Origin of the sequence: Thermosynechococcus sp. QKsg1 (assembly GCF_031586415.1) — a bacterium.
Classification (GTDB): Bacteria; Cyanobacteriota; Cyanobacteriia; order Thermosynechococcales; family Thermosynechococcaceae; genus Thermosynechococcus.
This window is the reverse complement of record NZ_CP134200.1, coordinates 2,442,500-2,468,567: the sequence shown is the minus strand read 5'-3', so window position 1 is coordinate 2,468,567 and position 26,068 is coordinate 2,442,500. Positions and strand designations below refer to the sequence as shown.

22 protein-coding genes are annotated in these 26,068 nt (G+C 54.5%); 8 read left to right on the top strand and 14 right to left on the bottom strand.

Annotated elements, in window-relative coordinates:
* Positions 1–176: 176 nt before the first annotated feature.
* Positions 177–2,402: a photosystem I core protein PsaB gene (gene psaB, locus RHP47_RS12100; protein WP_149821225.1), complete on the bottom strand. Its 2,226-nt coding sequence runs from the start codon at positions 2,400–2,402 to the stop codon at positions 177–179.
* A gap of 23 nt (positions 2,403–2,425) precedes the next feature.
* The gene (gene psaA, locus RHP47_RS12095; RefSeq protein WP_399363257.1) at positions 2,426–4,633 is read right to left on the bottom strand and encodes a photosystem I core protein PsaA; all 2,208 of its coding nucleotides are present in this window, start codon (positions 4,631–4,633) and stop codon (positions 2,426–2,428) included.
* Between the two features lie 414 nt (positions 4,634–5,047).
* On the opposite strand from psaA, the gene RHP47_RS12090 reads away from it, so the two are divergent.
* Positions 5,048–5,446 (top strand): RidA family protein, encoded by a 399-nt coding sequence (locus RHP47_RS12090; protein WP_149821221.1) that lies wholly within the window; start codon positions 5,048–5,050, stop codon positions 5,444–5,446.
* On the opposite strand, the gene RHP47_RS12085 is transcribed toward RHP47_RS12090, so the two are convergent.
* The 6 genes from RHP47_RS12085 to RHP47_RS12060 all read right to left on the bottom strand — a co-directional run bounded on the left by RHP47_RS12085 (position 5,433) and on the right by RHP47_RS12060 (position 9,084).
* Complete coding sequence (locus tag RHP47_RS12085) at positions 5,433–5,951, bottom strand: DUF4330 domain-containing protein (RefSeq protein WP_190278101.1); 519 nt, start codon at positions 5,949–5,951, stop codon at positions 5,433–5,435. The two genes, RHP47_RS12090 and RHP47_RS12085, sit on opposite strands and share 14 nt — an antisense overlap.
* Before the next feature lie 49 nt (positions 5,952–6,000).
* Positions 6,001–7,008 (bottom strand): WD40 repeat domain-containing protein, encoded by a 1,008-nt coding sequence (locus tag RHP47_RS12080; RefSeq protein ID WP_286625888.1) that lies wholly within the window; start codon positions 7,006–7,008, stop codon positions 6,001–6,003.
* An 11-nt stretch (positions 7,009–7,019) separates the two neighbouring features.
* Positions 7,020–7,256, bottom strand: coding sequence for a hypothetical protein (locus tag RHP47_RS12075; protein ID WP_149821215.1), 237 nt, complete (start codon positions 7,254–7,256; stop codon positions 7,020–7,022).
* A 69-nt stretch (positions 7,257–7,325) separates the two neighbouring features.
* A complete protein-coding gene (locus RHP47_RS12070; protein WP_149821213.1) occupies positions 7,326–7,955 on the bottom strand; it encodes a response regulator transcription factor in 630 nt (209 codons plus the stop codon).
* An 18-nt stretch (positions 7,956–7,973) separates the two neighbouring features.
* Complete coding sequence (locus RHP47_RS12065; RefSeq protein WP_149821211.1) at positions 7,974–8,321, bottom strand: YbaB/EbfC family nucleoid-associated protein; 348 nt, start codon at positions 8,319–8,321, stop codon at positions 7,974–7,976.
* 61 nt (positions 8,322–8,382) lie between these two features.
* Complete coding sequence (locus RHP47_RS12060) at positions 8,383–9,084, bottom strand: lipid-binding SYLF domain-containing protein (RefSeq protein WP_286625884.1); 702 nt, start codon at positions 9,082–9,084, stop codon at positions 8,383–8,385.
* A 270-nt stretch (positions 9,085–9,354) separates the two neighbouring features.
* Between RHP47_RS12060 and RHP47_RS12055 the strand changes: the two genes are divergently transcribed.
* The 5 genes from RHP47_RS12055 (at position 9,355) to RHP47_RS12035 (ending at position 16,505) form a co-directional block, all read left to right on the top strand.
* On the top strand, positions 9,355–11,334 hold the full coding sequence (locus RHP47_RS12055) for an NAD(P)H-quinone oxidoreductase subunit 5 (RefSeq protein WP_310840590.1): 1,980 nt from the start codon (positions 9,355–9,357) through the stop codon (positions 11,332–11,334).
* 49 nt (positions 11,335–11,383) lie between these two features.
* On the top strand, positions 11,384–12,967 hold the full coding sequence (gene ndhD1, locus RHP47_RS12050) for a photosynthetic/respiratory NAD(P)H-quinone oxidoreductase subunit D1 (RefSeq protein WP_286625883.1): 1,584 nt from the start codon (positions 11,384–11,386) through the stop codon (positions 12,965–12,967).
* Positions 12,964–13,785 (top strand): alpha/beta hydrolase, encoded by an 822-nt coding sequence (locus RHP47_RS12045; RefSeq protein ID WP_149821203.1) that lies wholly within the window; start codon positions 12,964–12,966, stop codon positions 13,783–13,785. Before ndhD1 ends, RHP47_RS12045 begins: the two co-directional genes overlap by 4 nt.
* Before the next feature lie 84 nt (positions 13,786–13,869).
* Entirely contained in the window at positions 13,870–15,459 is a 1,590-nt protein-coding gene (locus RHP47_RS12040) for a glucose-6-phosphate isomerase (protein WP_310840587.1), read from the top strand.
* Complete coding sequence (locus tag RHP47_RS12035; protein WP_149821199.1) at positions 15,447–16,505, top strand: extracellular solute-binding protein; 1,059 nt, start codon at positions 15,447–15,449, stop codon at positions 16,503–16,505. Before RHP47_RS12040 ends, RHP47_RS12035 begins: the two co-directional genes overlap by 13 nt.
* On the opposite strand, the gene RHP47_RS12030 is transcribed toward RHP47_RS12035, so the two are convergent.
* Together RHP47_RS12030 and RHP47_RS12025 are read right to left on the bottom strand one after the other, a co-directional pair.
* Complete coding sequence (locus RHP47_RS12030; RefSeq protein WP_310840585.1) at positions 16,502–17,782, bottom strand: CCA tRNA nucleotidyltransferase; 1,281 nt, start codon at positions 17,780–17,782, stop codon at positions 16,502–16,504. The two genes, RHP47_RS12035 and RHP47_RS12030, sit on opposite strands and share 4 nt — an antisense overlap.
* Positions 17,782–19,089 carry a pentapeptide repeat-containing protein gene (locus tag RHP47_RS12025; RefSeq protein ID WP_310840583.1) on the bottom strand — a complete coding sequence of 436 codons (1,308 nt, stop codon included), beginning with the start codon at positions 19,087–19,089 and terminating at the stop codon, positions 17,782–17,784. Before RHP47_RS12025 ends, RHP47_RS12030 begins: the two co-directional genes overlap by 1 nt.
* Before the next feature lie 105 nt (positions 19,090–19,194).
* Here RHP47_RS12025 and RHP47_RS12020 point away from each other — a divergent pair, with 105 nt between their 5' ends.
* Positions 19,195–19,467, top strand: a complete 273-nt coding sequence (locus tag RHP47_RS12020; protein WP_149821193.1) for a YciI family protein — start codon at positions 19,195–19,197, stop codon at positions 19,465–19,467.
* Here the strand turns inward: RHP47_RS12020 and RHP47_RS12015 are convergent.
* The 3 genes from RHP47_RS12015 to RHP47_RS12005 form a co-directional block, all read right to left on the bottom strand.
* Positions 19,464–20,669, bottom strand: a complete 1,206-nt coding sequence (locus tag RHP47_RS12015; protein WP_286625876.1) for an argininosuccinate synthase — start codon at positions 20,667–20,669, stop codon at positions 19,464–19,466. The genes RHP47_RS12020 and RHP47_RS12015 overlap by 4 nt on opposite strands.
* A gap of 85 nt (positions 20,670–20,754) precedes the next feature.
* Positions 20,755–21,753, bottom strand: coding sequence for a 2-hydroxyacid dehydrogenase (locus RHP47_RS12010; RefSeq protein WP_149821189.1), 999 nt, complete (start codon positions 21,751–21,753; stop codon positions 20,755–20,757).
* A 114-nt stretch (positions 21,754–21,867) separates the two neighbouring features.
* On the bottom strand, positions 21,868–23,022 hold the full coding sequence (locus tag RHP47_RS12005; RefSeq protein ID WP_310840582.1) for a DegT/DnrJ/EryC1/StrS family aminotransferase: 1,155 nt from the start codon (positions 23,020–23,022) through the stop codon (positions 21,868–21,870).
* A gap of 125 nt (positions 23,023–23,147) precedes the next feature.
* Here RHP47_RS12005 and RHP47_RS12000 point away from each other — a divergent pair, with 125 nt between their 5' ends.
* The gene (locus tag RHP47_RS12000) at positions 23,148–24,497 is read left to right on the top strand and encodes a pentapeptide repeat-containing protein (RefSeq protein WP_149821185.1); all 1,350 of its coding nucleotides are present in this window, start codon (positions 23,148–23,150) and stop codon (positions 24,495–24,497) included.
* Between the two features lie 2 nt (positions 24,498–24,499).
* On the opposite strand, the gene malQ is transcribed toward RHP47_RS12000, so the two are convergent.
* Complete coding sequence (malQ, locus tag RHP47_RS11995; protein WP_310840581.1) at positions 24,500–26,050, bottom strand: 4-alpha-glucanotransferase; 1,551 nt, start codon at positions 26,048–26,050, stop codon at positions 24,500–24,502.
* Positions 26,051–26,068: the final 18 nt, after the last annotated feature.

Below are 26,068 nucleotides of genomic sequence, written 5' to 3'. Positions count from 1 at the left end.
GTTTTTAGGGGACTAGTATATTGAGATACGTTACAAATCCCTAACTTTGGTCGTTGGCAAGGAACTAGTTTGCTGCCGACTTGAAACAAGCAGCTACAACTTTTTATCAAACTTATCAAAAACAAAAATCCCCCACCACGAGGGCAGGGGACTGAACGAAAGTTATCTCAACTCGATCAACCGAACTTGGCGGCGGTTGAAGCAATCAAGAAGGCCGCGTAGGTCAAGACATAGCCAACACTGAAGTGAGCCAAACCCACCAAACGGGCTTGCACAATGGACAGCGCCACCGGCTTGTCTTTCCAACGCACCAAGTTGGCCAAGGGAGTGCGCTCGTGTGCCCACACCAAGGTTTCAATCAGCTCTTGCCAGTAACCACGCCAGCTAATCAGGAACATGAAGCCTGTTGCCCACACAAGGTGACCAAACAGGAACATCCATGCCCACACCGACAGGTTATTGGTGCCGAAGGGGTTGTAGCCATTGATGAGCTGGGAGGAGTTCAACCAGAGGTAATCCCGCAGCCAACCCATGAGGTAGGTAGAGTTTTCGTTGAACTGAGCCACATTGCCTTCCCAGACACCAAGGTGTTTCCAGTGCCAGTAGAAGGTAACCCAGCCAATGGTGTTCAGCATCCAGAACATGGCCAGATAGAAGGCATCCCATGCAGAAATATCGCAGGTACCGCCACGGCCGGGGCCATCGCAGGGGAAGGCATAGCCGAAGTCTTTCTTATCTGGCATCAGTTTGGAGCCACGGGCATCCAACGCACCTTTGACCAAAATCAAGGTGGTGGTGTGCAGACCCAAGGCAATGGCGTGGTGCACCAAGAAGTCACCGGGGCCAATCGTCAAGAACAGAGAGTTGGTGCCACTGTTGATGGCATCGAGCCAGCCGGGTAGCCAGACATTGCCGTAGTTCGGCCAAGCGGTGCTAGCAATGCTATCGGGGTTCGACAGCAGCGTATCAAAGCCATAGAGCAGTTTGCCATGGGCCGCTTGAATGAACTGAGCAAACACCGGCTCAATCAGGATTTGCTTTTCGGGGGTACCAAAGGCCACCACGACATCGTTGTGGACATAGAGACCCAAGGTGTGGAAGCCCAAGAAGAGGGACACCCAGCTTAGGTGGGAAATGATCGCCTCTTTGTGTTGTAGTACCCGATCCAACACGTTGCCTTTGTTTTGGGCTGGATCATAGTCCCGCACCAAGAAGATGGCACCATGGGCAAAGGCACCCACCATCAAGAAGCCAGCAATGTACTGGTGATGCGTATAGAGGGCAGCCATCGTGGTGTGGTCTTGGGCAATGAAGGCATAGGGTGGCAGCGAGTACATGTGCTGTGCCACCAAGGAGGTGATCACGCCCAAGCAGGCCAAGTGCCAACCCAACTGGAAGTGCAGCGAGTTGTTGTAGGTTTCATAGATGCCTTGGTGAGGCATGTTGAAGGGACCTTCCACCTTCGTGCCAAAGAAGTCCTTGGCATCCATCATCTCTTTAATGCTGTGGCCAATCCCAAACTGGGTGCGGTACATGTGACCCGCCACAATAAAGAGCACCGCAATGGCAAGGTGGTGGTGCGCCATATCCGTGAGCCACAGGGACTCCGTTTGGGGATGGAAGCCACCCAAGAAGGTGAGAATCGCCGTTCCCGCCCCCTCTGCCGTGCCAAAGACGTGGCTAGCCGTGTCAGGGTTTTGGGCATAGACACCCCAGTTGCCCGTAAAGAAGGGCGCCAAACCAGCGGGGTGGGGCATGGTGCTGAGGAAGTTATCCCAGCCCACGTGCTGACCACGGGACTCGGGAATGGCCACGTGAATCAGGTGACCCGCCCAAGCCAAGGAGCTAACCCCAAACAGACCCGCCAAGTGGTGGTTCAACCGCGATTCGGCATTTTTGAACCAAGAGAGGCTAGGACGGAATTTGGGTTGTAGGTGCAGCCAGCCGGCAAAGAGAGCCAGCGAAGCCAGAATCAGCAGGAAGATGGCACCTTGGTAGAGGTCACCGTTGGTGCGCATACCGATGGTGTACCACCAGTGATAGACACCGGAGTAGGCAATGTCCACAGGGTTAGAAGCCCCCGCTTGGGTAAAGGCATCCACTGCGGCTTTGCCAAATTGAGGATCCCAGATCGCATGGGCGATGGGACGGGTGTTGACAGGGTCTTGAATCCATTGTTCAAAGTTCCCCTGCCACGCAACGTGGAATAGGCTACCAGACACCCACAGGAAGATGATGGCCAGATGCCCAAAGTGGGAGGCAAAAATCTTCTGGTAAAGATTTTCCTCGGTCATGCCATCGTGGCTTTCAAAGTCGTGAGCCATGGCGATGGCATACCAAATCCGGCGTGTGGTCGGATCCTGTGCGAGGTCTTGGCTAAACTTCGGAAATTTAGTTGCCATAGTTGGTTATCTCCTCCTCGCCCCTATCCTACAGAAATAATCCGAGCTAGGAAGAATGCCCAAGTAGTGGCAATCCCCCCTAGGAGGTAATGGGCTACACCGACGGCACGGCCTTGAATAATGCTCAGGGCACGGGGCTGAATGGCCGGTGCAACTTTCAGCTTGTTGTGGGCCCAAACAATGGACTCAATCAGCTCTTGCCAGTAGCCACGACCACTGAAGAGGAACATGAGGCTGAAGGCCCAAATGAAGTGAGCACCCAAGAACAACAAACCATAGGCGGATAGGGCTGAACCATAGGAGCCAATCACCTGAGAAGCTTGTGCCCACAGGAAGTCCCGTAGCCAGCCATTGATGGTGATGGCACTTTGGGCAAAGTTACCGCCCGTGATGTGAGATACCGTGCCATCGGGAGCAACAGTACCCCAGACATCCGACTGCATCTTCCAACTGAAGTGGAAAATTACAACAGAGATGCAGTTGTACATCCAGAACAGACCCAAGAAGACGTGATCCCAACCGGAGACTTGGCAGGTACCGCCACGACCGGGACCATCGCAGGGGAAGCGGAAGCCCAAGTTGGCTTTATCGGGAATGAGGCGAGAGCTGCGGGCAAAGAGGACGCCCTTCAGCAGAATCAGCACTGTCACGTGGATCGTGAAAGCGTGAATATGGTGCACCATGAAGTCGGCCGTTCCCAGAACAATGGGCATCATGGCGACTTTGCCACCGACTGCAACCACATCACCACCAAAGGCAACACTAGCGGTCGCTGCTGCATTGGGAGCAGTGCCACCGGGGGCTAGGGTGTGCAGGTGTTGTACCCATTGGGCAAACACGGGCTGAAGTTGAATCCCCGTATCCGAGAACATATCTTGGGGACGACCAAAGGCGCGCATCGTGTCGTTGTGGACGTACAGGCCGAAGCTGTGGAAGCCCAAGAAGATGCACACCCAGTTCAGGTGAGAAATGATGGCATCGCGATGGCGCAGTACCCGATCCAGAACGTTGTTTTGATTCATGGCCGGATCGTAATCACGCACCATGAAGATGGCACCGTGGGCAGCACCACCCACAATCAGGAAACCGCCAATCCACATGTGGTGGGTAAACAGCGACAGTTGGGTGGGATAGTCGGTAGCCAAGTAAGGATAGGGGGGCATTGCATACATGTGCTGCGCCACAATAATGCTCAGCGAACCCATCATGGCTAGGTTGATCGCCAGTTGGGCATGCCAAGAGGTGGTCAGCACTTCGTACAGACCTTTGTGGCCGGCACCGGTGAAGGGGCCTTTGTGGGCTTCAAGAATCTCTTTGAGGCTGTGGCCGATTCCCCAGTTGGTGCGGTACATGTGACCGGCAACGATGAAGAGGACGGCGATCGCCACGTGATGGTGAGCCGTATCCGACAGCCACAGGCCACCGGTAACAGGGTTCAAGCCGCCGTTAAAGGTCAGGAAATCCGAGTAGGCAGCCCAATTAAAGGTGAAGAAGGGAATGACGCCACTCAAGAAACCCCAATCCACTTTGGGATATAGGTCGGCCATCAAGCTGGGGTTAAGGATAAACTCGTGGGGCAAGGGAATATCCTTAGCAGCAACCCCTGCATCCAAGAGTTTGTTGATGGGTAGCGAGACGTGGATCTGGTGACCTGCCCAAGCCAAAGACCCCAAGCCAAGCAAGCCGGCGAGGTGGTGGTTGAGCATGGATTCCACGCTTTGGAACCATTCCAGCTTAGGAGCGCGCTTGTGATAGTGGAACCAGCCTGCAAAGAGCATTAAGCCAGCCATGACCAAGCCACCGATTGCGGTGCAGTAAAGCTGGAACTCATTGGTGATCCCAGAGGCACGCCACAGTTGGAATAGCCCCGAGGTGATTTGGATGCCGTGGAAACCACCGCCGACATCACCATTGAGAATGCCTTGACCCACAATGGGCCAGACCACTTGAGCACTGGGCTTGATACCGGTGGGATCGGCCAGCCAAGCCTCATAGTTTGAGAATTTTGCACCGTGGAAGTACATCCCACTCAGCCAGATGAACACCACAGCCAGATGGCCGAAGTGTGCACTGAAGATCTTGCGGGAAATATCTTCAAGGTCGCTCGTGTGTGTATCGAAATCGTGGGCAAGAGCGTGGAGGTTCCAAATCCATGTGGTGGTTTGGGGGCCTCTGGCCAAGGTGCGGTCAAAATGCCCGGGTTTTGCCCATTTTTCAAAGGAGGTGGGCACCGGGTCATTATCAACCACGACTCTGACCTTTGGCTCTCGCTCCGGTGGACTGATGGTCATCGAGTCTCTCCTCTCTCTTAGGCAAGGAAGGAACGAGGGCATTCACCTCGGCAATATAGAAAGATCTTTAGATCAATGATTGTGAAGAATCGTGAATCTAAAGACCCAGAATGGAACGATAAAGCCCGTTCAGGAGGCGAATGCTCAATTCAGCATTATAGAAGGGGAGTACAGACTTTGCCGATAATTAACATTATTTAAGATGCTTGAATTCTTGACATGATTGTGGGGGTATAAATGCATAATATATGCGCTATCATATCCATTGATTTAATACAGGTGGCCGTGGCTCAATTCCCTGTAGAATCGGCTTTTGGGGCGATCGCCCCCGATATGTAAATTGTTTTAAGTTTTATGACAAAAGTGATTATTTGTACCACTGATGCGCCTAGGCCGGTCGGCCCCTATAGCCAAGCCGTGCGCCATGGGGAATGGGTCTTTCTCGCAGGGCAAATTGCCCTTGATCCAAAAACGGGTGAGATTGTTGGTGGCGAAGATGTCAAGGAGCAGACCCGCCAAGTGATGGATAATCTCAGTGCTGTCCTCAAGGCCGCCGGTAGCGATTGGTCACAGGTGGTGAAAACAACCGTGTATCTTGCAGACCTCAATGACTTCGCCGCCATGAATGAAATCTATGCTCAGTACATGGATGCCGAGACAGCACCTGCCCGTGCCTGTGTGGAAGTATCGCGCCTGCCGAAGGGAGTCAAAGTTGAAATTGACTGCATTGCCTACTGTCCTACAACGGCCTAACGGCAATCACCGAGGCACGGAAATTATACTCTTTGCCCTCTAATTCTACGGGCGTCCCTACTTTGATGCCAGTATTCCCCAGCACAGGCCCCTTGTTAGTGATTTGGCCTCGGCCTTCGAGGGTCAAGAGCAGGTTGCTACTATAGGCCATCTCTGGGCGGGGATCTGGCAGCGCTTTAACCGATCCATCGGGCTGAGAAACAGTAACTGTGCGCGGCAGAACCTGGACATTTTTCACAGTGATTTGGCCGTAGGGCTGGTTGCGAATAATAAAGTTGGCGGTACTGCCCTTGGGAATCAGGTCTTGGGGAGTGGGAGTACTCAGACCCAGAACGAGAACATCTACTTCAATGGGTTGGGCAGCGGTCATTTGTGCCAACGAGGTGCCCGATCGCCCCGGCAGGAGGAACAAGCCCGCCAAAACGCACAGGAGAACAAGCCCTGCCCCAAGGTCTAGAAGACTCAGCTTGCCAAAAAGACGGCCATAGCGATCAATGAGTTTCATCGGCACTCTAGCTTAAACCCGCAGCAACATCCTACCACACGGGTTCTCCCTAACCGGCTTGCCAAACCCAGAGTTCCCCTTGGGTGCCCCCAGCGGCTAAATACGATCCCTTGGGGTGCCAAGCAAGAGTTGTGAAGTATTCTTGGGCACCTTGCAGTAACTCCTGCGGTTGAGTTTGCTGCCAATAACACAGCCATCCCTCATCGCCACTGGACACGAAGCCTTGACCTTGGGGATGAATAGAGAGGGCGCGCACAGTGCCACGGTGCAGATCCAGCACTTGGGGTTGCCAGCCGCTTTCGTCCTCGCTGAGGCGCCAGAGGATAATCCCCTCTTGGGAACTACTCAGGAGCTGGGGGGCTTGGTTGGCGGTTTCCAACCAGTGAAGATGCCGCACTTTACCGGGAAAGCCCTGCATTTGCCACGGATACTGATCGCCCCAACGCCAGACAAAAAGGGTGTGATCCATGTTGCTGGCCGCGAAATATTCCCCTGTGGCGGACCAGGCTACGCCCACTGTCGCAGACATAAACCCCAATTCTTGGGGATCGGCATCCCAATCTTTAGCCGACCACACCCGTACACCGCCATAACCGGCAACGGCCAAAGCATCACCCGTAGGTTGCCAAGCCAAAGCCAAAACTGACGAGGCTGCAAAATCAAGGGTGGCAATGACATCGGCTTGAGCCGCATCCCAAATCTGGACGTAGTGACCAAGACTAAAGGCAACCCAAGGCAATGTGGGATGCCAAGCCAGTTGATCAATCCAGTGGGAACCGTAGTGGAGCACCTGAAGATTCTCAGGGTGAGCTAAGGAACCAATGAGTACCCGTCCCTGCTCTCCCGCCGCTGCCCACCACTGGCGATCGCTCGCCACCGCGAGGATCGTTAAGCTTTGATCGGTCGCCGTTTGCAAGATGAGTTGCTCACCCACCTCTGGATCAATGTGATAGACCTCTCCTGCGGCGGAAGCGGCCAACAGATGGCGATCGCCCCACGCCAAGGCGGTGACGTACTCTTGAAGTTGGGTTTGTCCTAGTGGGATCAGAGAATTCACCAGTTACGCCCCTAGTGGAGGGTGTCGAAATAGATCTGAATGCCGACAATCATGGCAAACATGAGGGCAATAAACAAGCTAATGATCAGCCAGTGCCCCGCCACATTCACGTCAAAGATCTCACCATAAATGCCGTAGAGCCGGTCAATAATGCCTTCCGCTTGACCAATGGCTTTTTCCCGCTTCAGCATCCAGGATGATTCTTGATCCGAGGCTAAAACCGTTGCCTCATTGCTATAGGATGCCATGGGACACAGGCTCAACACACCGACGGTTCCCCTTCACGATAACAAGTGTTCTTGAGTCTTGGGGAAGGCCTAGACTAAACCGTTACGAAGTGCAACAACCGCCGCCTGCACACGGTCATCCACCGCCAACTTGTTCAAAATACCCCGCACATGGGTCTTGATAGTATTTGGACTGAGAAACAGCTTACTGGCAATTTCAGGGTTACTATAGCCTTCCACCATCAGCTTCAGGACATCCAGTTCCCGCTGCGAAAGGTGATAGTCCATTGTCGGTTGGGGCGGATGCAGGTGCTGGATCACATGGCGGGCAATCTGGGGATCAAGATAGGTGGCTCCCTCTTGGGCAGCAGCGATCGCCATCAGTAATCGCTCAACGGTTTCTCCCTTGATACAGTAGGCATCAGCACCACTAGAAAGGGCGGCAACGGCCTCAAGAGCCGATTGGTGGGAGGTGAGCATCACCACATGAATGTCAGGAAATTCTCGCTTCAGCCGTTGGGTTACTGCAATCCCGTCTAGCCTTGGTAGGCCAATGTCCATAATGACCACTTGCGGCTGCAACTGCCGTGTCATATCAATGGCACCATAGCCATCTTCGGCATAACCCACCACAGCAAACTGCTCCCCTAGAGCTTGTCCTAGCCCCAGTTGCATCATCGGATCATCTTCCACAATCAGGAGCCGTAGCTTGGGTGCCATGGTGGGCGGGGCAGTGCATTAACCGAGACCCGGAACGTTCAAACCACCTGTCAACTCTTCCATCCGTTCCCGCATAGTGGCGGTGGATTTTTGGTAGGCATCGCGCATGGCGGCGGTCACCAAATCAGAGAGCACTTCAGCCCCTTCACTCAGGAGATCTGGGCTGATTTCGACGCGGCGGGGTTCTTGGGTACCACTCATAACCACTTTGACGGCACCCCCTGCTGCTTGACCCTCAATGTCCATTTTTTCGAGGTCTTCCTGCAGCTTCTTGGCGCCTTCTTGAACTTGTTGTGCTTTCTGGATGGCTGCGGCCAGCTCCTTCATTTTGCCAAGACCGAAGCCAAAACCCTGTCCCTGTGCCATAGTGTTCCTTCTATACAGTGCGGACTATTGACTGCTATCTTATCACTGTCTTGAGAAGGGATTAGCGCGCTGCACGGGCAAGGGCATTGTAGAGACCATTGAGGACGGGAGGGGAAGGGAGGGGGGGCGAGTTCTCGAAAATTTGCATTGGCGTCAGGTTAGGCCGGCCATAGAAGCGGGTACTAGCACTACGGTCAAAACTAATATTGGCGCCCTCAAGGGCAACACCAGCAAAAAGACCTGCACTGCGCGTGTAGGAAAAGACTTGGGGACTCGGATCCGTAGGACTGACAACTTCGCCACCCACAGGGCCTGCCGCAACGGAGACATTGCCCCCTAGACGAAAGGACTGCGCCAAGCTGCGCATGACGACGGATTTATCCATGAAGGCCAGCACCACATCCGTGGATTGGGCACCAATTTGCAGGCCAAAGCTCCCGCCGGTCATTGTGATAAAGGCGGGCTTACTCCATTCGTTATTTTCATTGCGCACAAGCAGAATACCGGCGCCACGGCGGCCCCCAAAGAGAAACCCCGCTTGAACGACATTGGGAATAATGGCAATCCCTTGAGCGCGCTGGACAATCCTCGGTGGAATGCGGTTGTTGTTGTTAAATGTAAACTCGCCAAGGACAAATGTGGCGTTCTCGACCCGCTGCACCATGCGCGAATCAGGGGCATTTTGGGCAAGGGTGGTGTGGGGGATGAACATCAGGGCGATCGCCCCCCCCATGACAGACCCCACTCGGTATAAGCGTCCCATTACAAAACGCAATTCCATCGCCATCTCCCTCATCAGTGCATCAATATATCGTTAGACGGGTGAACCTTTCTGGCTTGTTCCATCACCAATCATGCCTTCTTAATGGCGGCAAAGCTAAAGAAAATCCGTTTTTTAATTTTCTGTCACTGGTAGCCCTCGTCCCTTGCTAAAAGGGATATGGCAGAATGTAGAGGGTTTTGCCTACACTAGCGATTCATACCTATTTGGTTTTCTAGGCAGGCAGCTCTCATGGAAAGTTAGGTGGCACGCATGGAACCCCTGTATCAATACGCTTGGCTGATTCCCGTTTTACCCCTCTTGGGAGCGCTGATTGTTGGCTTTGGCTTGATTGCCTTTTCAGAGACCACCTCGAAACTGCGGCGACCCAGTGCCATTTTCATCATGGCGTTGATGGCGATCGCCATGGTGCATTCTCTGAGCCTCTTCTGGAGTCAAGTCCAAGGCCACGCCCCCTATACGCAAATGATTGAATGGGCAGCGGCGGGCAATCTCCACATTGCCATGGGATACGTGATTGACCCCTTAGCGGCATTGATGTTGGTCATCGTCACAACGGTGGCCTTTTTAGTCATGCTCTACAGCGATGGCTACATGGCTCATGATGCGGGCTATGTTCGCTTTTTTGCCTATCTCAGCCTGTTTGGCTCCTCGATGCTGGGGTTGGTCGTCAGTCCCAACTTGGTGCAGGTCTATATCTTTTGGGAATTGGTGGGGATGTGCTCCTACCTGCTGATTGGCTTCTGGTATGACCGCAAAAGCGCGGCGGAAGCAGCACAGAAGGCATTTGTTACCAACCGTGTCGGTGATTTTGGCCTTTTGTTGGGCATGGTGGGGCTATTTTGGGCGACGGGTAGCTTTGACTTTGGTGGCATGGGCGATCGCCTGACGGAACTGGTCAATACCGGGCTACTTTCCCCTAGTCTTGCCGCCATTCTTGCCATCTTGGTCTTTCTCGGCCCTGTGGCCAAATCTGCCCAGTTTCCCCTGCATGTGTGGCTGCCGGATGCGATGGAAGGTCCGACCCCCATTTCTGCTCTGATTCACGCGGCAACCATGGTGGCAGCCGGAGTCTTCCTGATTGCGCGGATGTTCCCTGTGTTTGAGCAATTGCCCCAAGTGATGACCATCATTGCTTGGACGGGGGCCTTTACGGCATTTATGGGGGCAACTATTGCCATCACCCAAAACGACATCAAAAAGAGCTTGGCCTATTCAACCATTTCCCAACTGGGCTACATGGTCATGGGGATGGGCGTGGGTGCCTACAGTGCCGGCCTTTTTCACCTGATGACCCATGCCTACTTCAAAGCGATGCTCTTTCTTGGATCGGGGTCAGTCATCCATGGCATGGAAGGGGTGGTTGGCCATAACCCAGACTTGGCTCAAGATATGCGCTACATGGGGGGGCTGCGCAAGTATATGCCCATTACAGGGGCAACATTTCTAGTGGGGTGCTTGGCCATTTCTGGCGTGCCGCCCTTTGCTGGCTTTTGGTCAAAGGATGAAATTTTAGGCGCCGTTTTTCATGCCAACCCGGCAATGTGGCTGCTGACGTGGCTCACGGCGGGCTTAACCGCCTTTTACATGTTCCGCATGTACTTCATGACCTTTGAGGGCAAGTTCCGTAATGTGCCCCCAGAGTTACAGGAACACTATGATCACAATGCCCACCACGATCAGCAGACTGCTGAACCCCATGAATCCCCTTGGACAATGACCCTACCCTTGGTGGTGCTAGCAATTCCCTCGACGTTGATTGGTTTTGTGGGTACCCCCTTCAACAATCTCTTTGCGGCCTTTATCCATGCTCCCGGTGAGGAGATGGTGGCAGAGCACGCGGTGGATTTGACGGAGTTTCTCATCCTTGGCGGTAGCTCTGTGGGCATTGGCCTGATTGGCATTACCTTGGCCTCCCTGATGTATCTCAAGGGCACTCCCAGTCCGCAGGCGATCGCCAAAGCCATTCAACCGCTGTACCAGTTCTCACTGCATAAGTGGTACTTCGATGAACTCTATGAGGCGGTCTTCATTAAAGGCTGTCGTCGCTTGGCGCGTCAGGTCTTGGAAGTGGATTACAACGTGGTGGATGGCGTGGTCAACCTCACGGGCTTTGTCACGATGGTCACCGGTGAAGGGCTGAAATACTTCCAAAATGGCCGTGCCCAATTCTACGCCCTCATTGTGCTGCTGGCGGTGTTGGGATTTGTCATCTTCTCGGTGCAAGCCTAACCCCGGTCATGGTTCTTTCCCAACTGCTGGAGGAGTAAACACGACTGCCATGAGTACGTTTCCTTGGCTGACAACGATTATCCTGTTCCCAATTGTGGCTTCCTTGGCGATTCCCTTCATTCCAGATGCCACAGGCAAAGGACGCCCAATCCGCTGGTATGCCCTGACGGTGGGGTTGATTGACTTTGCTTTGATTGTCTATGCCTTCACGAATTTCTATGACCTGAACACCCCCGGCATGCAACTGTGGGAAAGCTATGACTGGATTCCCGAAATTGGCCTGCGCTGGTCAGTGGGGGCAGATGGCCTCTCCATGCCGCTGATTTTACTCACGGGCTTCATTACCACGCTGGCGATTTTGGCGGCTTGGCCAGTGACCCTGAAGCCGCGACTGTTTTATTTCTTAATGCTGGCGATGTATGGTGGCCAGATTGCTGTTTTTGCCGTGCAGGATATGCTGGTCTTTTTCCTTGCGTGGGAGCTGGAGCTGATTCCGGTGTACCTGCTCTTGGCAATTTGGGGGGGGCACAAGCGTCAATACGCGGCAACAAAGTTCATTCTCTACACGGCTGGCAGCTCCCTCTTTATTTTGGTGGCGGGCTTGGCCATGGCCTTCTATGGCGACACGATTAGCTTTGATATGCAGACCTTGGCGGCCAAGGACTATGCCATTGGGTTTCAACTGCTAGTTTATGCCGGCTTTTTGGTGGCCTACGGCGTCAAGCTGCCGATTGTCCCCCTGCACACGTGGTTGCCGGATGCCCACGGTGAAGCAACAGCGCCGGTGCACATGCTGCTGGCGGGGATTCTCCTGAAGATGGGTGGCTATGCCCTGATTCGCATGAATGTCGATATGCTGCCGGCAGCCCATGCCAAGTTTGCCCCCGTTTTGGTGATTTTGGGGGTGGTCAACATCATCTATGCGGCGCTGACTTCCTATGCGCAGCGCAATCTCAAGCGCAAAATTGCCTACTCCTCGATTTCCCACATGGGCTTTGTGCTGATTGGGATTGCCTCCTTTACCAATTTGGGCATGAGTGGGGCGGTGCTACAAATGGTCTCCCACGGCTTGATTGGGGCGAGTCTCTTCTTTTTGGTGGGAGCCACCTATGACCGTACCCACACGCTGATCCTTGAGGAAATGGGCGGTGTTGGCCAGAAAATGAAGAAAATCTTTGCCATGTTTACGGCCTGCTCCTTGGCCTCCCTTGCTCTGCCGGGGATGAGTGGCTTTGTGGCTGAACTCATGGTCTTTATTGGCTTTGCCACCAGTGATGCCTATTCTTTGCCCTTCCGCGTGATTGTGGTCTTTTTGGCCGCAGTGGGGGTGATCTTGACACCAATTTACCTGCTGTCGATGCTGCGGGAAATTTTCTACGGCCCTGAAAACAAGGAATTGGTGGAGCATGAAGCCCTTGTGGATGCTGAACCCCGCGAGGTGTTTATCATTGCCTGTCTTTTGGTACCAATTATTGGCATTGGCCTCTATCCCAAGCTATTGACGCAAATTTACGATGCCACCACGGGGCAGGTGATTGCGCGAGCGCGGGAAGTGGTACCGACACTGGCTCAGCAGGTGGATCAACCCTTAGGGACACTGGTGGCACCGAGCCTGAACTCTCCCTCTAAATGAGTTGGCTGCGAGACTGGGTACTGGGTGAGTGGAGTTGGTTGCGCTTGGGGCGATCGGCACTCCTGATTTATCTGATCATTGCGGTCTATCTCTACTTTGGCGCCGATGCCCTGATCTTCCATCCACCCCGTCCTACCTACTCCCTTTCTGAGGAGATCCGGCTGATTCCAGTGGGGCAGGGCGATCGCCTTGCGGTGCGGTATGTCGCCAACCCAGACGCTCACTTTACGCTGCTGTTTAGTCACGGCAATGGGGAAGACCTCGGCATGGTGGAACCCTTTCTACAGACGCTGCGGCAGTGGGGGTTTTCCGTCCTCGCCTACGACTATCGTGGCTACGGCTTGAGTTCGGGTCGCCCTAGTGAGCGTCATGCCTACGCAGATGCTTTGGCAGCCTATACCTATCTCACAGAGGAACTGCGAGTCCCCCCAGAGCGGGTGATTCTCTATGGCCGTTCCCTTGGCGGTGGGGTGGCGACGGAACTGGCAACACAGGTTGCAATTGCGGGGTTGGTCTTAGAAAGTACCTTTACTTCCATCTTTCGGGTGGTGGTGCCTTTCCCGTTGTTTCCCTTTGATCGCTTTATCAACCGAGATAAACTGCCGCAAGTCAAGGTGCCGCTGTTGATTCTCCACGGTACTGCCGATAGCATCGTGCCCTTTCGTCATGGCCAATACCTTTTTGCCATTGCCCGTGAGCCAAAATTTTCCCTCTGGGTCGAGGGTGCCGATCACAATGATTTTGTTGAGGTGGCGGCCGATCGCCTGCGGATAGCGTTAGAGGAATTTGCTGCTTTTCTGAAGGCACAATCTGCCTAGGGTGTTTATTAAGGGAAAGCTGATGTTCCCAGTAAGGGACAGTTGTTGAGGTACGCTGAGATCGTAGCGCGAAAATATTGTCTTATGGATGCTTTGGCTCTTTGGCAGCATTACCAAGACTGGTTGTACTACCACCCTGAGTTGGAGTTCTATGTGGATGTCAGTCGTATGGGGCTGACCCCAGAAGTGGTACGTCGCCTAGAGCCAGCTTTTGAGCGCGCGTTTCAGCAAATGAAGGAATTGGAAGCAGGGGCGATCGCCAACCCCGATGAGGGCCGCATGGTGGGGCACTACTGGCTGCGGGATGCCGATTTGGCACCAACTCCAGAACTGCGTGCCGAAATTCGCGATGCCATTGCCCAAGTGAAGCAGTTTAGCCAGCAAGTCCACAGTGGCGCCATTGCCCCACCCCAAGGGGGTCGTTTTACGGATATTCTCTCTGTTGGCATTGGGGGGTCTGCCCTGGGTCCGCAGTTTGTGGCGGCTGCCCTTGCCCCTGTGAATCCCCCCCTGAACATTCACTTTTTGGACAACACCGACCCTGCCGGGTTTGAGCGGGTTTTTGCGGAACTAGGCGATCTCCTGCGGACGACATTGGTGATTGTCATTTCCAAATCGGGGGGGACACCGGAAACCCGCAATGGCATGCTAGAAGCCCAAGCCCGCTTCCAACGTGCCGGTCTGGCCTTTGCCGATTACGCCGTCGCCGTCACCCTGCCGGGCAGTGGCCTTGCCCAAGTGGCGGAGTCCAACGGTTGGCTGGCCATTTTCCCGATGTTTGACTGGGTGGGGGGGCGTACCTCGGAACTGTCAACGGTGGGTCTATTGCCCGCTGCCCTGCAAGGGATTGACATTGATGCCCTCCTCGCGGGAGCAAAATTGATGGATCAGGCAACCCGCGTGCCGAAGATTCGCCAAAATCCCGCTGCCCTACTCGCCTTGGCCTGGCACCATGCGGGCAAGGGTCGGGGTGAAAAAGATATGGTTGTCCTGCCCTACAAAGATAGTCTGCTCCTGTTTAGCCGCTACTTGCAGCAGTTGGTAATGGAGTCCCTCGGCAAGGAAAAAGACCTCGACGGCAACATTGTCCACCAAGGGATTGCGGTCTATGGCAACAAGGGAACCACGGATCAGCACGCCTATGTGCAGCAGTTGCGGGATGGCCTGCCCAACTTCTTTGTCACCTTTATTGAAGTGCTGCGGGATGGTCAAGAACCCGGCATTGAAGTAGAGCCGGGAATTACATCAGGGGACTACCTCAGTGGCTTGCTGCTCGGCACGCGCCAAGCCCTCTATGAAAAGGATCGCCCTTCCCTGACGGTGACGATTCCAGAGGTGACGCCCAAAACGGTGGGTGCTCTGATTGCCCTTTATGAGCGAGCAGTGGGTCTCTATGGCTTCTTGGTGAATATCAATGCCTACCATCAGCCGGGGGTGGAAGCGGGCAAGAAAGCAGCAGCAGCGAATTTGGCGTTGCAACGGCAGATTGTTAAAGTCTTAGAACAAAGTGATGAACCCCTTGACTTGGGGGCGATCGCCGACGCTGTGAATGCGCCGGATCAACTGGAGCGGATTTACCTGATCCTACGGCACCTTGTGGCCAACGATCGCGGCATCGAGCAACTGGGGGATCCAGCGCAGCCAAGTCAATTGCAGTTTCGGTGGCAACACTAATGCAGCGGCGGCAATTTTGTCAGGGGTTGTTTGCCTTGGGGGCGATCGCCCTCAGTGGTTGTCAAGCAAGTGCCAAGGGGGGGCTAACCGTTCATCTGCTGCGCAAATCCCTACCGCCTCAACTGATTCAGCGATTTCGTCAACAGGCGGGTGTGGGCGTTCATCTGCGCCTTCAGGAAACCCCCCAAGCCTTAGCCCATACCCTTGCAGCAGGCAATCTAGGCTCAGCCGTCCTTAGTCTCGGGGATGCTTGGTTACCAGAGGCGGTGGCAAAAGGGCAGATTGCTCCCATTCCCAAACAACTCATTCAAAATGGATTTGATTGGGCTGAACCATTGCAACCTTTTGTGAAGTTGATCAGCAAAGAGGATGCCCTCTGGGGTCTTCCCTATCGCTGGGGAGCTACCGCCCTCATTTATCGCCGCGATTTCTTTGCTGACTTGGGTTGGGAACCCAAAGATTGGGATGCTCTATGGCACCCCGCAGTGCAGGGGCACTACAGCCTCTTGAATACCCCCCGCGAAGTGATTGGCTTAACCCTGAAAGCCTTGGGGCGGTCCTACAATGCCCCACCCACCCACCCGCAGTTACGGGAGCGATTGTCTCGCCTGCGCCAAGGTTGCCGTTTCTTTAGTTCCGATGCCTACCTGCAACCGCTGATGCTGGGGAGTACGCACTTGGCAGTGGGTTGGTCAACGGATCTACTGCCGCTGCTGAAGCGCGATCCGCAGACCTATGGAGCAGTCTTCCCCGCCAGTGGCACGGCGCTTTGGCTGGATTTGTGGGTCTGTGGCCAAGCCCCCGATCGCCCCACCTTGGATTGGTTGAACTACTGGTGGCAGCCAGAGGTGGCTGAGCAACTCAGTCAATTTAGTGATGCGCTCTCGCCCCGCGTGAGTAATCTAACGGGCACCCTCTTTCAGCGCTATATCCCCCTCGCTGACCCCACCGCCTTTACCAAGAGTGAGGTATTGCTACCCCTTGATGCCGCGACCCAAAAGACCTATGACACCCTTTGGCAAGAGATTTTTCTGACCAATTCCTAACGGTGTCTTGGTTCAGTTGCACTCTTGAGGAGTTGTGCCACATAGGCGAGGGCTTGGGGGCGATCGCTAATTTCTCCCCGCGCTTGGGCTGCTTCCACAGCTCGCAACAATTCACCCACACGCGGCCCCGGCGAGACCTGAAACACTTCTACCAGATCGGCACCCCGCACCAATTGGGGGGGATGGGCAATGGCATCCTTGGGGTCTAACCACCCTTTGACCAAGGGCACTAGATGCGCTTTGGGGATGCCACGACTAAGGGCAAGGGCAACAAAGGCTGGAAAATAGCTACCCGCCGCGCGAAATAGATAGAAGGCTTGCTCGCGGTTCAGGGGCTGTTCGAGGGGGACTAGCCAGTGGTTGAGCAGTCGGCACAGAACTTGGACAATGCGAATTTCATCGGTGGTGTAGGTGAGGGCAGTTAGTTCCTCGGCCGCTTGGCGATCGCTGGCATTCACGAGGCAGGTGAGCTTGGCCAAAGCCGCTAGGGTTCGCCGTTGGGGTTCGCCGGGGGCAGTTGTTGCGGCAATCGATGTCGTTAGCGCCGGCCAAAGGGCTGGGAAGGGAAAATTCGCTAGGGTGGATTCAAGGGCATGGTAGTGGGTAATCCGCTCCTCGGTGACCGACGGCAGCCACACCGCCAACACCCCATCCCGAAAGGCGAGGGTCACTTGGGCCGCACCCTCAACGGCACTGAGGAGATAGCTGAGTTCCACCCGCACCCGTTCTGGGGCGACTCGTCGCAGTTGGGGGGCAAGGATTTGGATCACCTGCCGCGTTTCGGGCGTAATCGTAAATTGCAGTTGGGCGGCTTGGCGATAGGCGCGTAGGAGTCGCAGTGGATCAGCAGCGAGATTTTCTGGTGCGACATAGTGAATTTGGCGGCGTTGCAAATCCAAAAGGCCACCGAGGGGATCGACAATGTGGTGGTGGTGAATGTCGTAGGCAATGGCATTGAGGCGAAAATCGCGATCGCTCAAATCCGTTAAGAGCGTCTCACCATGCCGCTGGGCAATATCCACGCTGGTGTTGGCAAAAACTAAGCGGGCAATCTGCCGCTGCCGATCCAAAACCACTAAGCCAGCCTTGTACTTATCCGCTAGTTTTTTGGTCAGGGCAATGGCATCCGCCGGCACAATAAAATCCAAGTCGGGGTACAACGTTGTCCGACCGAGGAGCGCATCCCGCACCGCTCCACCCACGAGGTAGGTATCGGCAGGTAAATCACTGACGGCGATCGGCCAGCGACTAAAATCAAAGGGCTGAACAACGACCATTAGAGCTGGGTTAGATCGATCGCCTGACCACCGATGGTGACCGTCAAATTTTCCCCCCGCACACAGACGGATCCCGCCGCCGTTTGAATCGTTAAGCAGTTATTTTCAAATTTCAGGACACCATTCCAGAGAGGTGCTGTGGGGGTGGGCACTGGGGCAGTGGTTGTGGGTGAGCCAGACTGGACACTTTCTAGCCAAATCAGCGAGGCATCGGCAGGATAGTGGCGATCGCCCGTAGCCGTTTTGATAATCAGACCACCGCCCGCCGACGGTGAAAAGGCAATATCGCAAATGGGCTGCCACTCCTTGCCCACCAACAGTTGTAGCTGTGCTGGCTCCTGCCCTGTAGCCGTGGACTTCAAGAGTAACCACCACGTTTTCCAGAGCTGCCGTGCCGTTCCCAAACGGACTTCACTGCCGCGGGGAATGGGTACTTGCTCGTACTGCCATGCAGGCACGGGGTCACTGATGTATTGTGTGGGCAAGAAGGAATGGGCTTGGAGGACACTGGCCACCACATCGGCAAAGGGCGCCTCGGCAAAAAGGGTTACTTTCTCATTGGCCACACTCTCACCTTCTACCACCGCCACCACCGTTTCCGTAACCGTGCGCAATTGATAACAGTGGTTGCCGAGGCTAGCCACCTTCAAATCAGCACTTTGGTAGGTACTGGGCAGGGGGTGTTGTTGCAGGATCAGCATTTGGATCACCTGCTCATTGGTCCACTCAATCACAGTGGTTTCGTTAGCGGTTGCCATTGGCTTAGCCATTGGCGTTGGAGTGGGCAACGGTACCTCTTCAATGTCCCCTTCATCAAAGACCACTTCGCCATTGGGCAGTATAGTTCCTGAGAGCTTGGCTTCCTCTAAGTCTTGACGGCGGGCGATCGCCCCGGTCAGATCCGCCTCTGAGAGATCTGCCCCCACCACATTTGTATCCTTGAGGTTACTGTCATGGAGCACCGCCCCCTTGAGGATTGCCCCACTGAGCACTGCCCGCTGCAAATTGGCGCGCGAGAGGTAGGCACCCACTAGGATGGCGCCACTGAGCATGGCTTCCTGCAAGTTGGCATCGGTCAGATTAGCACCACTCAGATCCGCACCAATCAGATTGGCGCCTCGCAGATTGGCATTGGCAAGGTTCGCTTTGATCAAATCTGCCCCGCTCCAGTTGATACCCTGCAGATTGGCTCCCGCCAAATCAATATGGCTGAGTTGCACCAACGGAAACACACTGCCCGCCAAATTCACACCACGGAAATTTCGCACCCCACGGGCAAATTCGCTTAACAAGGTTTCAAGGGTCATGGCTTTGCTCATAGCCGCTCGCAATCAGGGCACAACAGAGTCACTCAGGCACACTGCTTATAGCTATTCTAGGTCTTGATTGAAATCCAGAGGAGCCACTGACCGATGCCATGGTTTGTCAAAATTGAACGCGGTATTGTGGACAAGGCCACCTTTGATCGCCACGTTGGTGCCCATCGCGCCTATGTGCGCGCCCTCATTGCCGCAGGGCATCAAGCCCGCACGGGATACTGGGCTGAGCGAGGGGGTGGCATGTTGTTGTTTCAGGCCGATTCCCGCAAGGCGGCTGAGGAAATTGTTGCCCGCGATCCCCTCGTCCAACACCAGTGTGTGCAGTACGAACTCCATGAGTGGTGTATTGTCGAAGCCCCCGATTAGCCTTGGCGCAGTTTTTCTGCCCAGACGCGGGTGGGTAGCCCCCACACATAGATAAAGCCCTCGGCTGCCCTGTGATCAAATTGATCCTCGGCACCATAGGTAGCCAAGTCGGGCGTGTAGAGGGAGTAGGGAGATTGCCGCCCCACCACCCGTGCGGTTCCCTTAAAGAGTTTGACGCGCACGGTACCCGTCACCCGCTGCTGGGTCTGTTGAATAAAAGCATCCAAGGCTTCCTTGAGGGGGCTGTACCAGAGGCCGTTATAGACTAGGCGGCTGTATGTCTCTTCAATCCCCCGTTTGTACTGCGTCACATCGGCGGTCAGGGTCAAACTTTCCAAATCGCGGTGGGCGTCAATGAGCACCAAGAGGGCAGGGGCTTCGTAAATTTCGCGGGATTTAATGCCGACAAGGCGATTTTCAATCATGTCAATGCGACCAAAGCCGTGGCGCCCCACCCGCTCATTGAGTTCACTCACTAGCGTTACGGGATCGAGGGAGCGGCCATCGAGGCTGACGGGAATTCCGGCCTCAAAACCAATATCCACATACTCCGGGGAGTTGGGGGTATTTTCAATGGCTTGGGTCATCAAATAGATTTCCTCAAGGGGTTCAATCCACGGATCCTCAAGGGGGCCTGCTTCAATACTGCGTCCCAAAAGATTGCGGTCAATGCTGTAGGGAGAAGATTTTTTCACAGGGGCGGGAATGCCAAAGCGTTCGCCGTAGGCAATGGTTTCTTCACGGCTCATGCCCCATTCGCGAGCGGGTGCCAAGACCTTGAGGTTGGGATTCAGGGCGGCGATCGCCACATCAAAGCGGACTTGATCATTGCCTTTCCCTGTACAGCCGTGGGCAACGGCATCGGCACCATACTCAGCAGCCGCATCCACCAAGAGCTTGGCAATCAGGGGGCGAGCAAGGGCCGTCGAGAGGGGATAGCGATTTTCGTAGAGGGCGTTGGCCTGAATGGCTGGAAAGGCATAGTTGCGGATGAATTCAGCTTTGGCATCGGCCACCAGCGAGGCACTGGCACCAGCATCAAGGGCTTTTTGGCGAATGGGTTCCAGTTCATCCCCCTGTCCTAAATCAGCGGCGAGGGTAATGACTTCCTTCACGCCCCACTCGTGCTTGAGATAGGGAATACACACAGAGGTATCCACTCCCCCCGAATAGGCCAAAATGACTTTTTCTGCACGCCCCATGACTTTTTTCCTGAAATAAACGCGATCGCTACTATAGCGGATCTGTTTGCCGGAAACGTTATGGGGATAACCGTTTCGCCGAGCCTTACATCTGTTCCACTTCGTTTGCTAGGGGCAGGCCTTGCTCAAAACAGGTCAGATTTTCAATTGTCGTACGGGCAATATCCGTGAGGGCATTGCGGGTAAAGAAGGCTTGGTGAGCAGTAATCACCACATTGGGGAAGGATTGCAGGAGTTGAAAGGTGTCGTCTTGGATAATCGTGTCCGAAAGATCTTGGAAAAAGAGGGAGTCTTCCTCTTCATAGACATCAATGCCCAGATAGCCGATTTGGCCGCTTTTAATGCCCTCAATCACTGCTTTGGTGTCCACCAGTTTGCCGCGACTGGTATTGATTAACATCACCCCTCGCTTCATTTGGGCGATCGTGGTGGCATTGATCAGATGTTCATTTTCGGGCACCAAGGGGCAATGGAGCGTCACAATATCGGATGCCGCCAGCAGCGTCTCTAGGGTTGTGTAGGTACCAATCTCCCTAAAGGCTTCACTAGGGTAGGGATCATAGCCGTAGAGGTGGCAGCCAAAACCAGCCATAATCTGAGCAACAATACGGCCAATTTTACCCGTGCCAATAATTCCGACCGTACAACCATGGAGGTCAAAGCCCATCAGCCCCTCCAAGGAAAAATTGTCATCGCGCACACGGTTGTAGGCACGGTGGAGTTTGCGGTTCAACATCAGGATCAGCCCCACCGTATGCTCCGCCACTGAATAGGGGGAATAAGTACTCACGCGGGTAACTGTGATGCCCAAGCTGGCCGCCGTTGCCAAATCCACATTGTTGAAGCCCGTACAGCGCAGTGTCACCAGACGCACTCCCAACTCTGCCAGCCGTTTTAGGGTCTCCACTCCCAAATCATCGTTGACAAACCCACAGACGGCATTGTGCCCCTCGGCCAAGGAGGCTGTTTGAGGGCGCAGCAGCACATCGTAATAGGTCAGGAGATGGGGGTGCCCCTGCGCTGCATTGGCGGCATTCAAAAACTGGCGATCGTAGGATTTGGCACTGAAAACGGCAACCTTCATGGCATTGCACTCCTGCCCTAGCGACATTACAGGTTTGAGAAAAGGGCTGTTGCTAGCTTAGCGAGTGAGATCTTAAGGTTGTGTTAAATGAGGACAAATCGTTAGGCGATGTACCTAAGGGTTCTGAAAAAACTGGCGAATGGTTGCGGCAATATGCTCAATGGTGGCATCGCTCAACTCAGGCCAAATGGGTAAGCTCAGTACCTCGCGAGCAAGGCGATCGCTCACAGGATTGGGTGGAGATTGCCCCTTATACATTGGACAGTGATCTTGGGGAATCGGGTAGTAAATCATTGAACTAATGCCAGCCGCCTTCAGGTAAGCCGCAAGGGCGTCCCGCTGGCCATTGAGTACCCGAATCGTATATTGATGAAATACATGTCCCGGAGATACTGTTGGGGTGACCACCGTCTCAAGACCCGCCAAGGCTTGGTTATAGGTTTGGGCGACTCGCCGTCGCTCTTGATTCCAGCGATCGATATGGGGTAGCTTCACCCGCAGAATTGCCGCCTGTAGGCTGTCCAAGCGAGAATTGTAGCCAATCATTTCGTGGTGGTAGCGTTGACGGGAGCCGTGAACCCGCAGCATGCGCGATCGCTCGGCTAAATCATCATCATTGGTGGTAATCAGCCCCCCATCACCATAGGCACCCAAGTTCTTGGTTGGGAAAAAAGAAAAGGCACCCATGCTGCCGATCGCCCCCGTGAATTGATGGGCTAAAGTCTTTTGAGTCACCTCTGTACATTGACAATTTTCACAGGGTGGGCAATAGCGGGCACCAAAGGACTGGGCACAATCCTCAAGAATTGCTAACCCATGAGCCTGAGCAAGTTCCACAATTGCTCCCATGGCTGCCGGTCGCCCAAATAAATGCACGGGCAAAATCGCCTTGGTGCGGGGAGTAATCGCTGCAGCTACTTTACTGGGATCAAGGTTAAAGGAGTCCAGTTCCACATCCACAAACACCGGGTGAGCCCCCACTAAACTAATTGCTTCTGCCGTCGCAAAAAACGAAAAGGGGGTGGTAATCACCTCATCCCCGGCACCCACCCCCAAACTACGCAGGGAAATCACCAGTGCATCTGTCCCTGAATTGACTGCCACCGCATGGCGCACCCCTAAATAGGCGGCCACCTCTTCCTCAAAGGCTTGTACCTCTGGTCCTAGAATAAACTGACCCGATGCCAGTACGCGGGCAACTGCGCGATCGATGTCTGCTTGCAGGGATTGATATTGGGTTTTGAGATCAAGAATAGGGATGGTATCCATGAGAGCATCGAGCGCAAGTCCTTAATTATCATCCTCTCACGAGCGTAGTGTGGTTTTAGCGAATTAAGCTAGGCTTAGAGTGTAGAGCCGCTCTCAAGGGCGGGGTTCCAGACCCGTTTTTTTTGATGAATCCCCAAGAGTTGTTAAAACGCTATGCCAGCGGTGAACGGGACTTCAATCGTGCCAGTTTGACAAATGGCGAGTTTATCAACGCCGATCTACGGGGGATTATTCTCTCCCGTGCCGACATGGAGTGGGTCAACCTGAGCGGAGCCAATCTCAGTGGTGCGGTGCTCTGTGGCGCAGAAATCGTCAATGCCATGCTCATCAAAGCAGAATTAGTGGATGCCAACCTCGCTGGGGCAAACTTGAGCCGCAGTGATCTCAGTTGGGCAAACCTGACGCGAGCCAATCTCAGCCGCGCTGAACTCAGTGAAACCACACTACGGGGAACGGTGCTTCAGGGAGCCAATCTCTCCCGTGTGGATTTGGCGAATGCGGATCTACGGGGACTGACACTCGACGGCGTTAACCTTTCGGGGGCAAATTTACAGGGCGCGAATTTGCATGGCACAAATCTAAAGCAGGCGAATCTGACCCGTGTAGATTTAATTCAGGCGGATGTCAGCAATGCCAATCTCAGTGGCGCGAACCTCAGCGGTGCGAACCTGAGTGGTGCTAATTTAACGGCGGCGAATCTCACGGGAGCCAATCTCAGCCGCGTTGATCTCACAGAAGTCAAGCTCAGTGAAGCCAACCTTGCCAAGGCCAATCTGGTGGGAGCTGAACTGGCAAAGGCAGACCTCTCGTCCCTAGAACTCTCTGAGGTTAACTTGAGTGGTGCCAATCTCAGTGGCGCGAATCTGAGTCATACCAACCTTAGTCGTGCGGATCTCAGTGGGGCGAATTTACGGGGCGCCAACCTCAGCCATGCCAAACTGGTGGGCACCAATCTGCGGGGGGCGAATCTCCAAGGGGCAAACTTGCAGGGGGCATTGCTGGACAATGCGGATTTGAGTCAAACGGATCTACGCAGTGCCAACCTCAGTGGCCTCGTCTTTAATGGCGTGAAGCTGCGGGGTGCCAATCTCAGTGGTGCCAATCTCCGCGACGTGGAGTTAACGGAAGCCAACTTTAGCCGTGCTGACTTGGTAGAAGCGAATCTCAGCCGTGCCCGCTTGGTGGGAGCCAACCTGAGTCGTGCTACCCTCTCAGAAGCGAATCTGAGTCGAGCGACTTTAAGTGGAGCCACCCTCAGCCGGGCAACGTTTAGCGGTAGCTTACTGGGAACCGTCGATCTCAGCGGTGTTAACTTGAGTGGGGCAGATTTAGGGGATGCCAACCTTTCCGGCTCTAACCTGTCGCGGGCGGATTTGACGCGGGTGAACCTGACCGCTGCGGATATGAGTGGTGCCAACCTCAGTGAAGTGGATTTGCGGGGCACAATTATGCCCGACGGCCGGCGGCGAGCCTAGGGCTACTCCTCAGTTTCAAAGGATTCTGTCTCGGTTTCAACAGGCTGGGGTCTCGGTGGCGCTTGACGGCCAAAGAGGTGCACCAAGTGCTTCAAATGAGCGGCAAGTTCAAGGGTGAGTTGGCCCGCAGTTAGCCGCCACGCCCAGTTGCCTTCGCCAGTACCGGGGAAATTCATGCGGGCATGACTATCGAGGCCGAGCAAATCTTGAACGGGAAGAATGGCTTGGTTGGCAACGGTTCCCAGGGCCATGCGAATCAAAGCCCAGTGGGGTTCGCTGGGGGTATAGCCCAAATAGTCAATGAGGCGCTGCCGTTCCCAGTCACTTAGGTTGCGGTACCAGCCGACAGTTGTGTCATTGTCATGGGTGCCGGTGTACACCACACAGTTGCGCTCTTGATTAAAGGGCAAAAAAGGATTATCTGAACCACCGCCGAAGGCAAATTGGAGAATTTTCATTCCCGGAAACTGAAACTGATCCCGTAGGGCAATGACATCGGGGGTAATATCCCCTAAATCCTCGGCGAGAATAGGCAGTCGTCCCAAGGCAGCTTGCAAGGTTTCAAAGAAGGCAGCACCGGGACCCGGTTGCCACTCGCCATTGACCGCTGTTTCCTCCCCTTCGGGCACTTGCCAGTAGCCCTGAAAGCCGCGAAAGTGATCCACACGGATAATGTCCATGTAGGAGAGCAGGGCACGGAAGCGCTCAATCCACCAAGAGTAGCCATCGGCAGCCAAGGCTTGCCAGTTGTAAATGGGGTTGCCCCAGAGTTGTCCTGTGGTACTGAAGTAATCTGGGGGCACACCGGCCATGAGGGCAGCCCCACCCGTTTCTGGATTGAGTTCAAAAAATTGGGGAAAGGCCCAGACATCGGCACTGTCGTGGGCAACGTAGATGGGAATATCACCGATAATCTGGATGCCCTGTTGATTGGCGGCTTCCTTGAGAGCCTGCCACTGCCGATAAAAGAGAAATTGCTGAAATTCGTATTCAAAGATGCGCTCTTTGAGAAGGGCTTGCAGAGCAGTAAGGGCAGTGGGTTCGCGATCGCGCAAAGGGGCGGGCCATTCATACCACGGCTGTCCCTCGTGGTGATCCTTCAGCGCCATAAAGAGGGCATAGGTGGGCAGCCAGTAGTGGGCAAGGGCTTGAAAGTCGCGAAAGGCCTGCCAGTCTTCTGGGGTGGCTTGATTCTGAAAGCGTTGAGCAGCAAGGCGGAGCAGGGGGAGTTTTTGGCTAATGACAGCCTCGAAATCGACGCGATCGCTATTCTCAAGCGTGAGTCCTGCCAAATCTGCTTCCGTTAACCAGCCCTCCTTGACCAGTTCATCCAAGCTGATCAGCAGTGGGTTGCCGGCCATGGCAGAGTAGCACATATAGGGGGAATTGCCAAAGCCTGTTGGCCCTAGGGGCAAGACCTGCCAGTACTGCTGATCACTGGCAACCAAAAATTCAAGGAACTCACGAGCTGCCGCACCCAAGTCACCAATGCCATGACCACCAGGCAGGGACGTGGGATGAAGCAGTAAACCACAGGAGCGGGGAAAGTGCATTATTTAAGCCACGGGGAG

Excerpts from the sequence above, each read along its gene's own strand:
- psaB (WP_149821225.1), bottom strand. The coding sequence starts at position 2,402 with ATGGCAACTAAATTTCCGAAGTTTAGCCAAGACCTCGCACAGGATCCG.
- RHP47_RS12090 (WP_149821221.1), top strand. The coding sequence starts at position 5,048 with ATGACAAAAGTGATTATTTGTACCACTGATGCGCCTAGGCCGGTCGGC.
- RHP47_RS12085 (WP_190278101.1), bottom strand. The coding sequence starts at position 5,951 with ATGAAACTCATTGATCGCTATGGCCGTCTTTTTGGCAAGCTGAGTCTT.
- RHP47_RS12075 (WP_149821215.1), bottom strand. The coding sequence starts at position 7,256 with ATGGCATCCTATAGCAATGAGGCAACGGTTTTAGCCTCGGATCAAGAA.
- RHP47_RS12070 (WP_149821213.1), bottom strand. The coding sequence starts at position 7,955 with ATGGCACCCAAGCTACGGCTCCTGATTGTGGAAGATGATCCGATGATG.
- RHP47_RS12065 (WP_149821211.1), bottom strand. The coding sequence starts at position 8,321 with ATGGCACAGGGACAGGGTTTTGGCTTCGGTCTTGGCAAAATGAAGGAG.
- RHP47_RS12060 (WP_286625884.1), bottom strand. The coding sequence starts at position 9,084 with ATGGGACGCTTATACCGAGTGGGGTCTGTCATGGGGGGGGCGATCGCC.
- RHP47_RS12055 (WP_310840590.1), top strand. The coding sequence starts at position 9,355 with ATGGAACCCCTGTATCAATACGCTTGGCTGATTCCCGTTTTACCCCTC.
- ndhD1 (WP_286625883.1), top strand. The coding sequence starts at position 11,384 with ATGAGTACGTTTCCTTGGCTGACAACGATTATCCTGTTCCCAATTGTG.
- RHP47_RS12045 (WP_149821203.1), top strand. The coding sequence starts at position 12,964 with ATGAGTTGGCTGCGAGACTGGGTACTGGGTGAGTGGAGTTGGTTGCGC.
- RHP47_RS12040 (WP_310840587.1), top strand. The coding sequence starts at position 13,870 with ATGGATGCTTTGGCTCTTTGGCAGCATTACCAAGACTGGTTGTACTAC.
- RHP47_RS12030 (WP_310840585.1), bottom strand. The coding sequence starts at position 17,782 with ATGGTCGTTGTTCAGCCCTTTGATTTTAGTCGCTGGCCGATCGCCGTC.
- RHP47_RS12025 (WP_310840583.1), bottom strand. The coding sequence starts at position 19,089 with ATGACCCTTGAAACCTTGTTAAGCGAATTTGCCCGTGGGGTGCGAAAT.
- RHP47_RS12020 (WP_149821193.1), top strand. The coding sequence starts at position 19,195 with ATGCCATGGTTTGTCAAAATTGAACGCGGTATTGTGGACAAGGCCACC.
- RHP47_RS12015 (WP_286625876.1), bottom strand. The coding sequence starts at position 20,669 with ATGGGGCGTGCAGAAAAAGTCATTTTGGCCTATTCGGGGGGAGTGGAT.
- RHP47_RS12010 (WP_149821189.1), bottom strand. The coding sequence starts at position 21,753 with ATGAAGGTTGCCGTTTTCAGTGCCAAATCCTACGATCGCCAGTTTTTG.
- RHP47_RS12005 (WP_310840582.1), bottom strand. The coding sequence starts at position 23,022 with ATGGATACCATCCCTATTCTTGATCTCAAAACCCAATATCAATCCCTG.
- RHP47_RS12000 (WP_149821185.1), top strand. The coding sequence starts at position 23,148 with ATGAATCCCCAAGAGTTGTTAAAACGCTATGCCAGCGGTGAACGGGAC.
- malQ (WP_310840581.1), bottom strand. The coding sequence starts at position 26,050 with ATGCACTTTCCCCGCTCCTGTGGTTTACTGCTTCATCCCACGTCCCTG.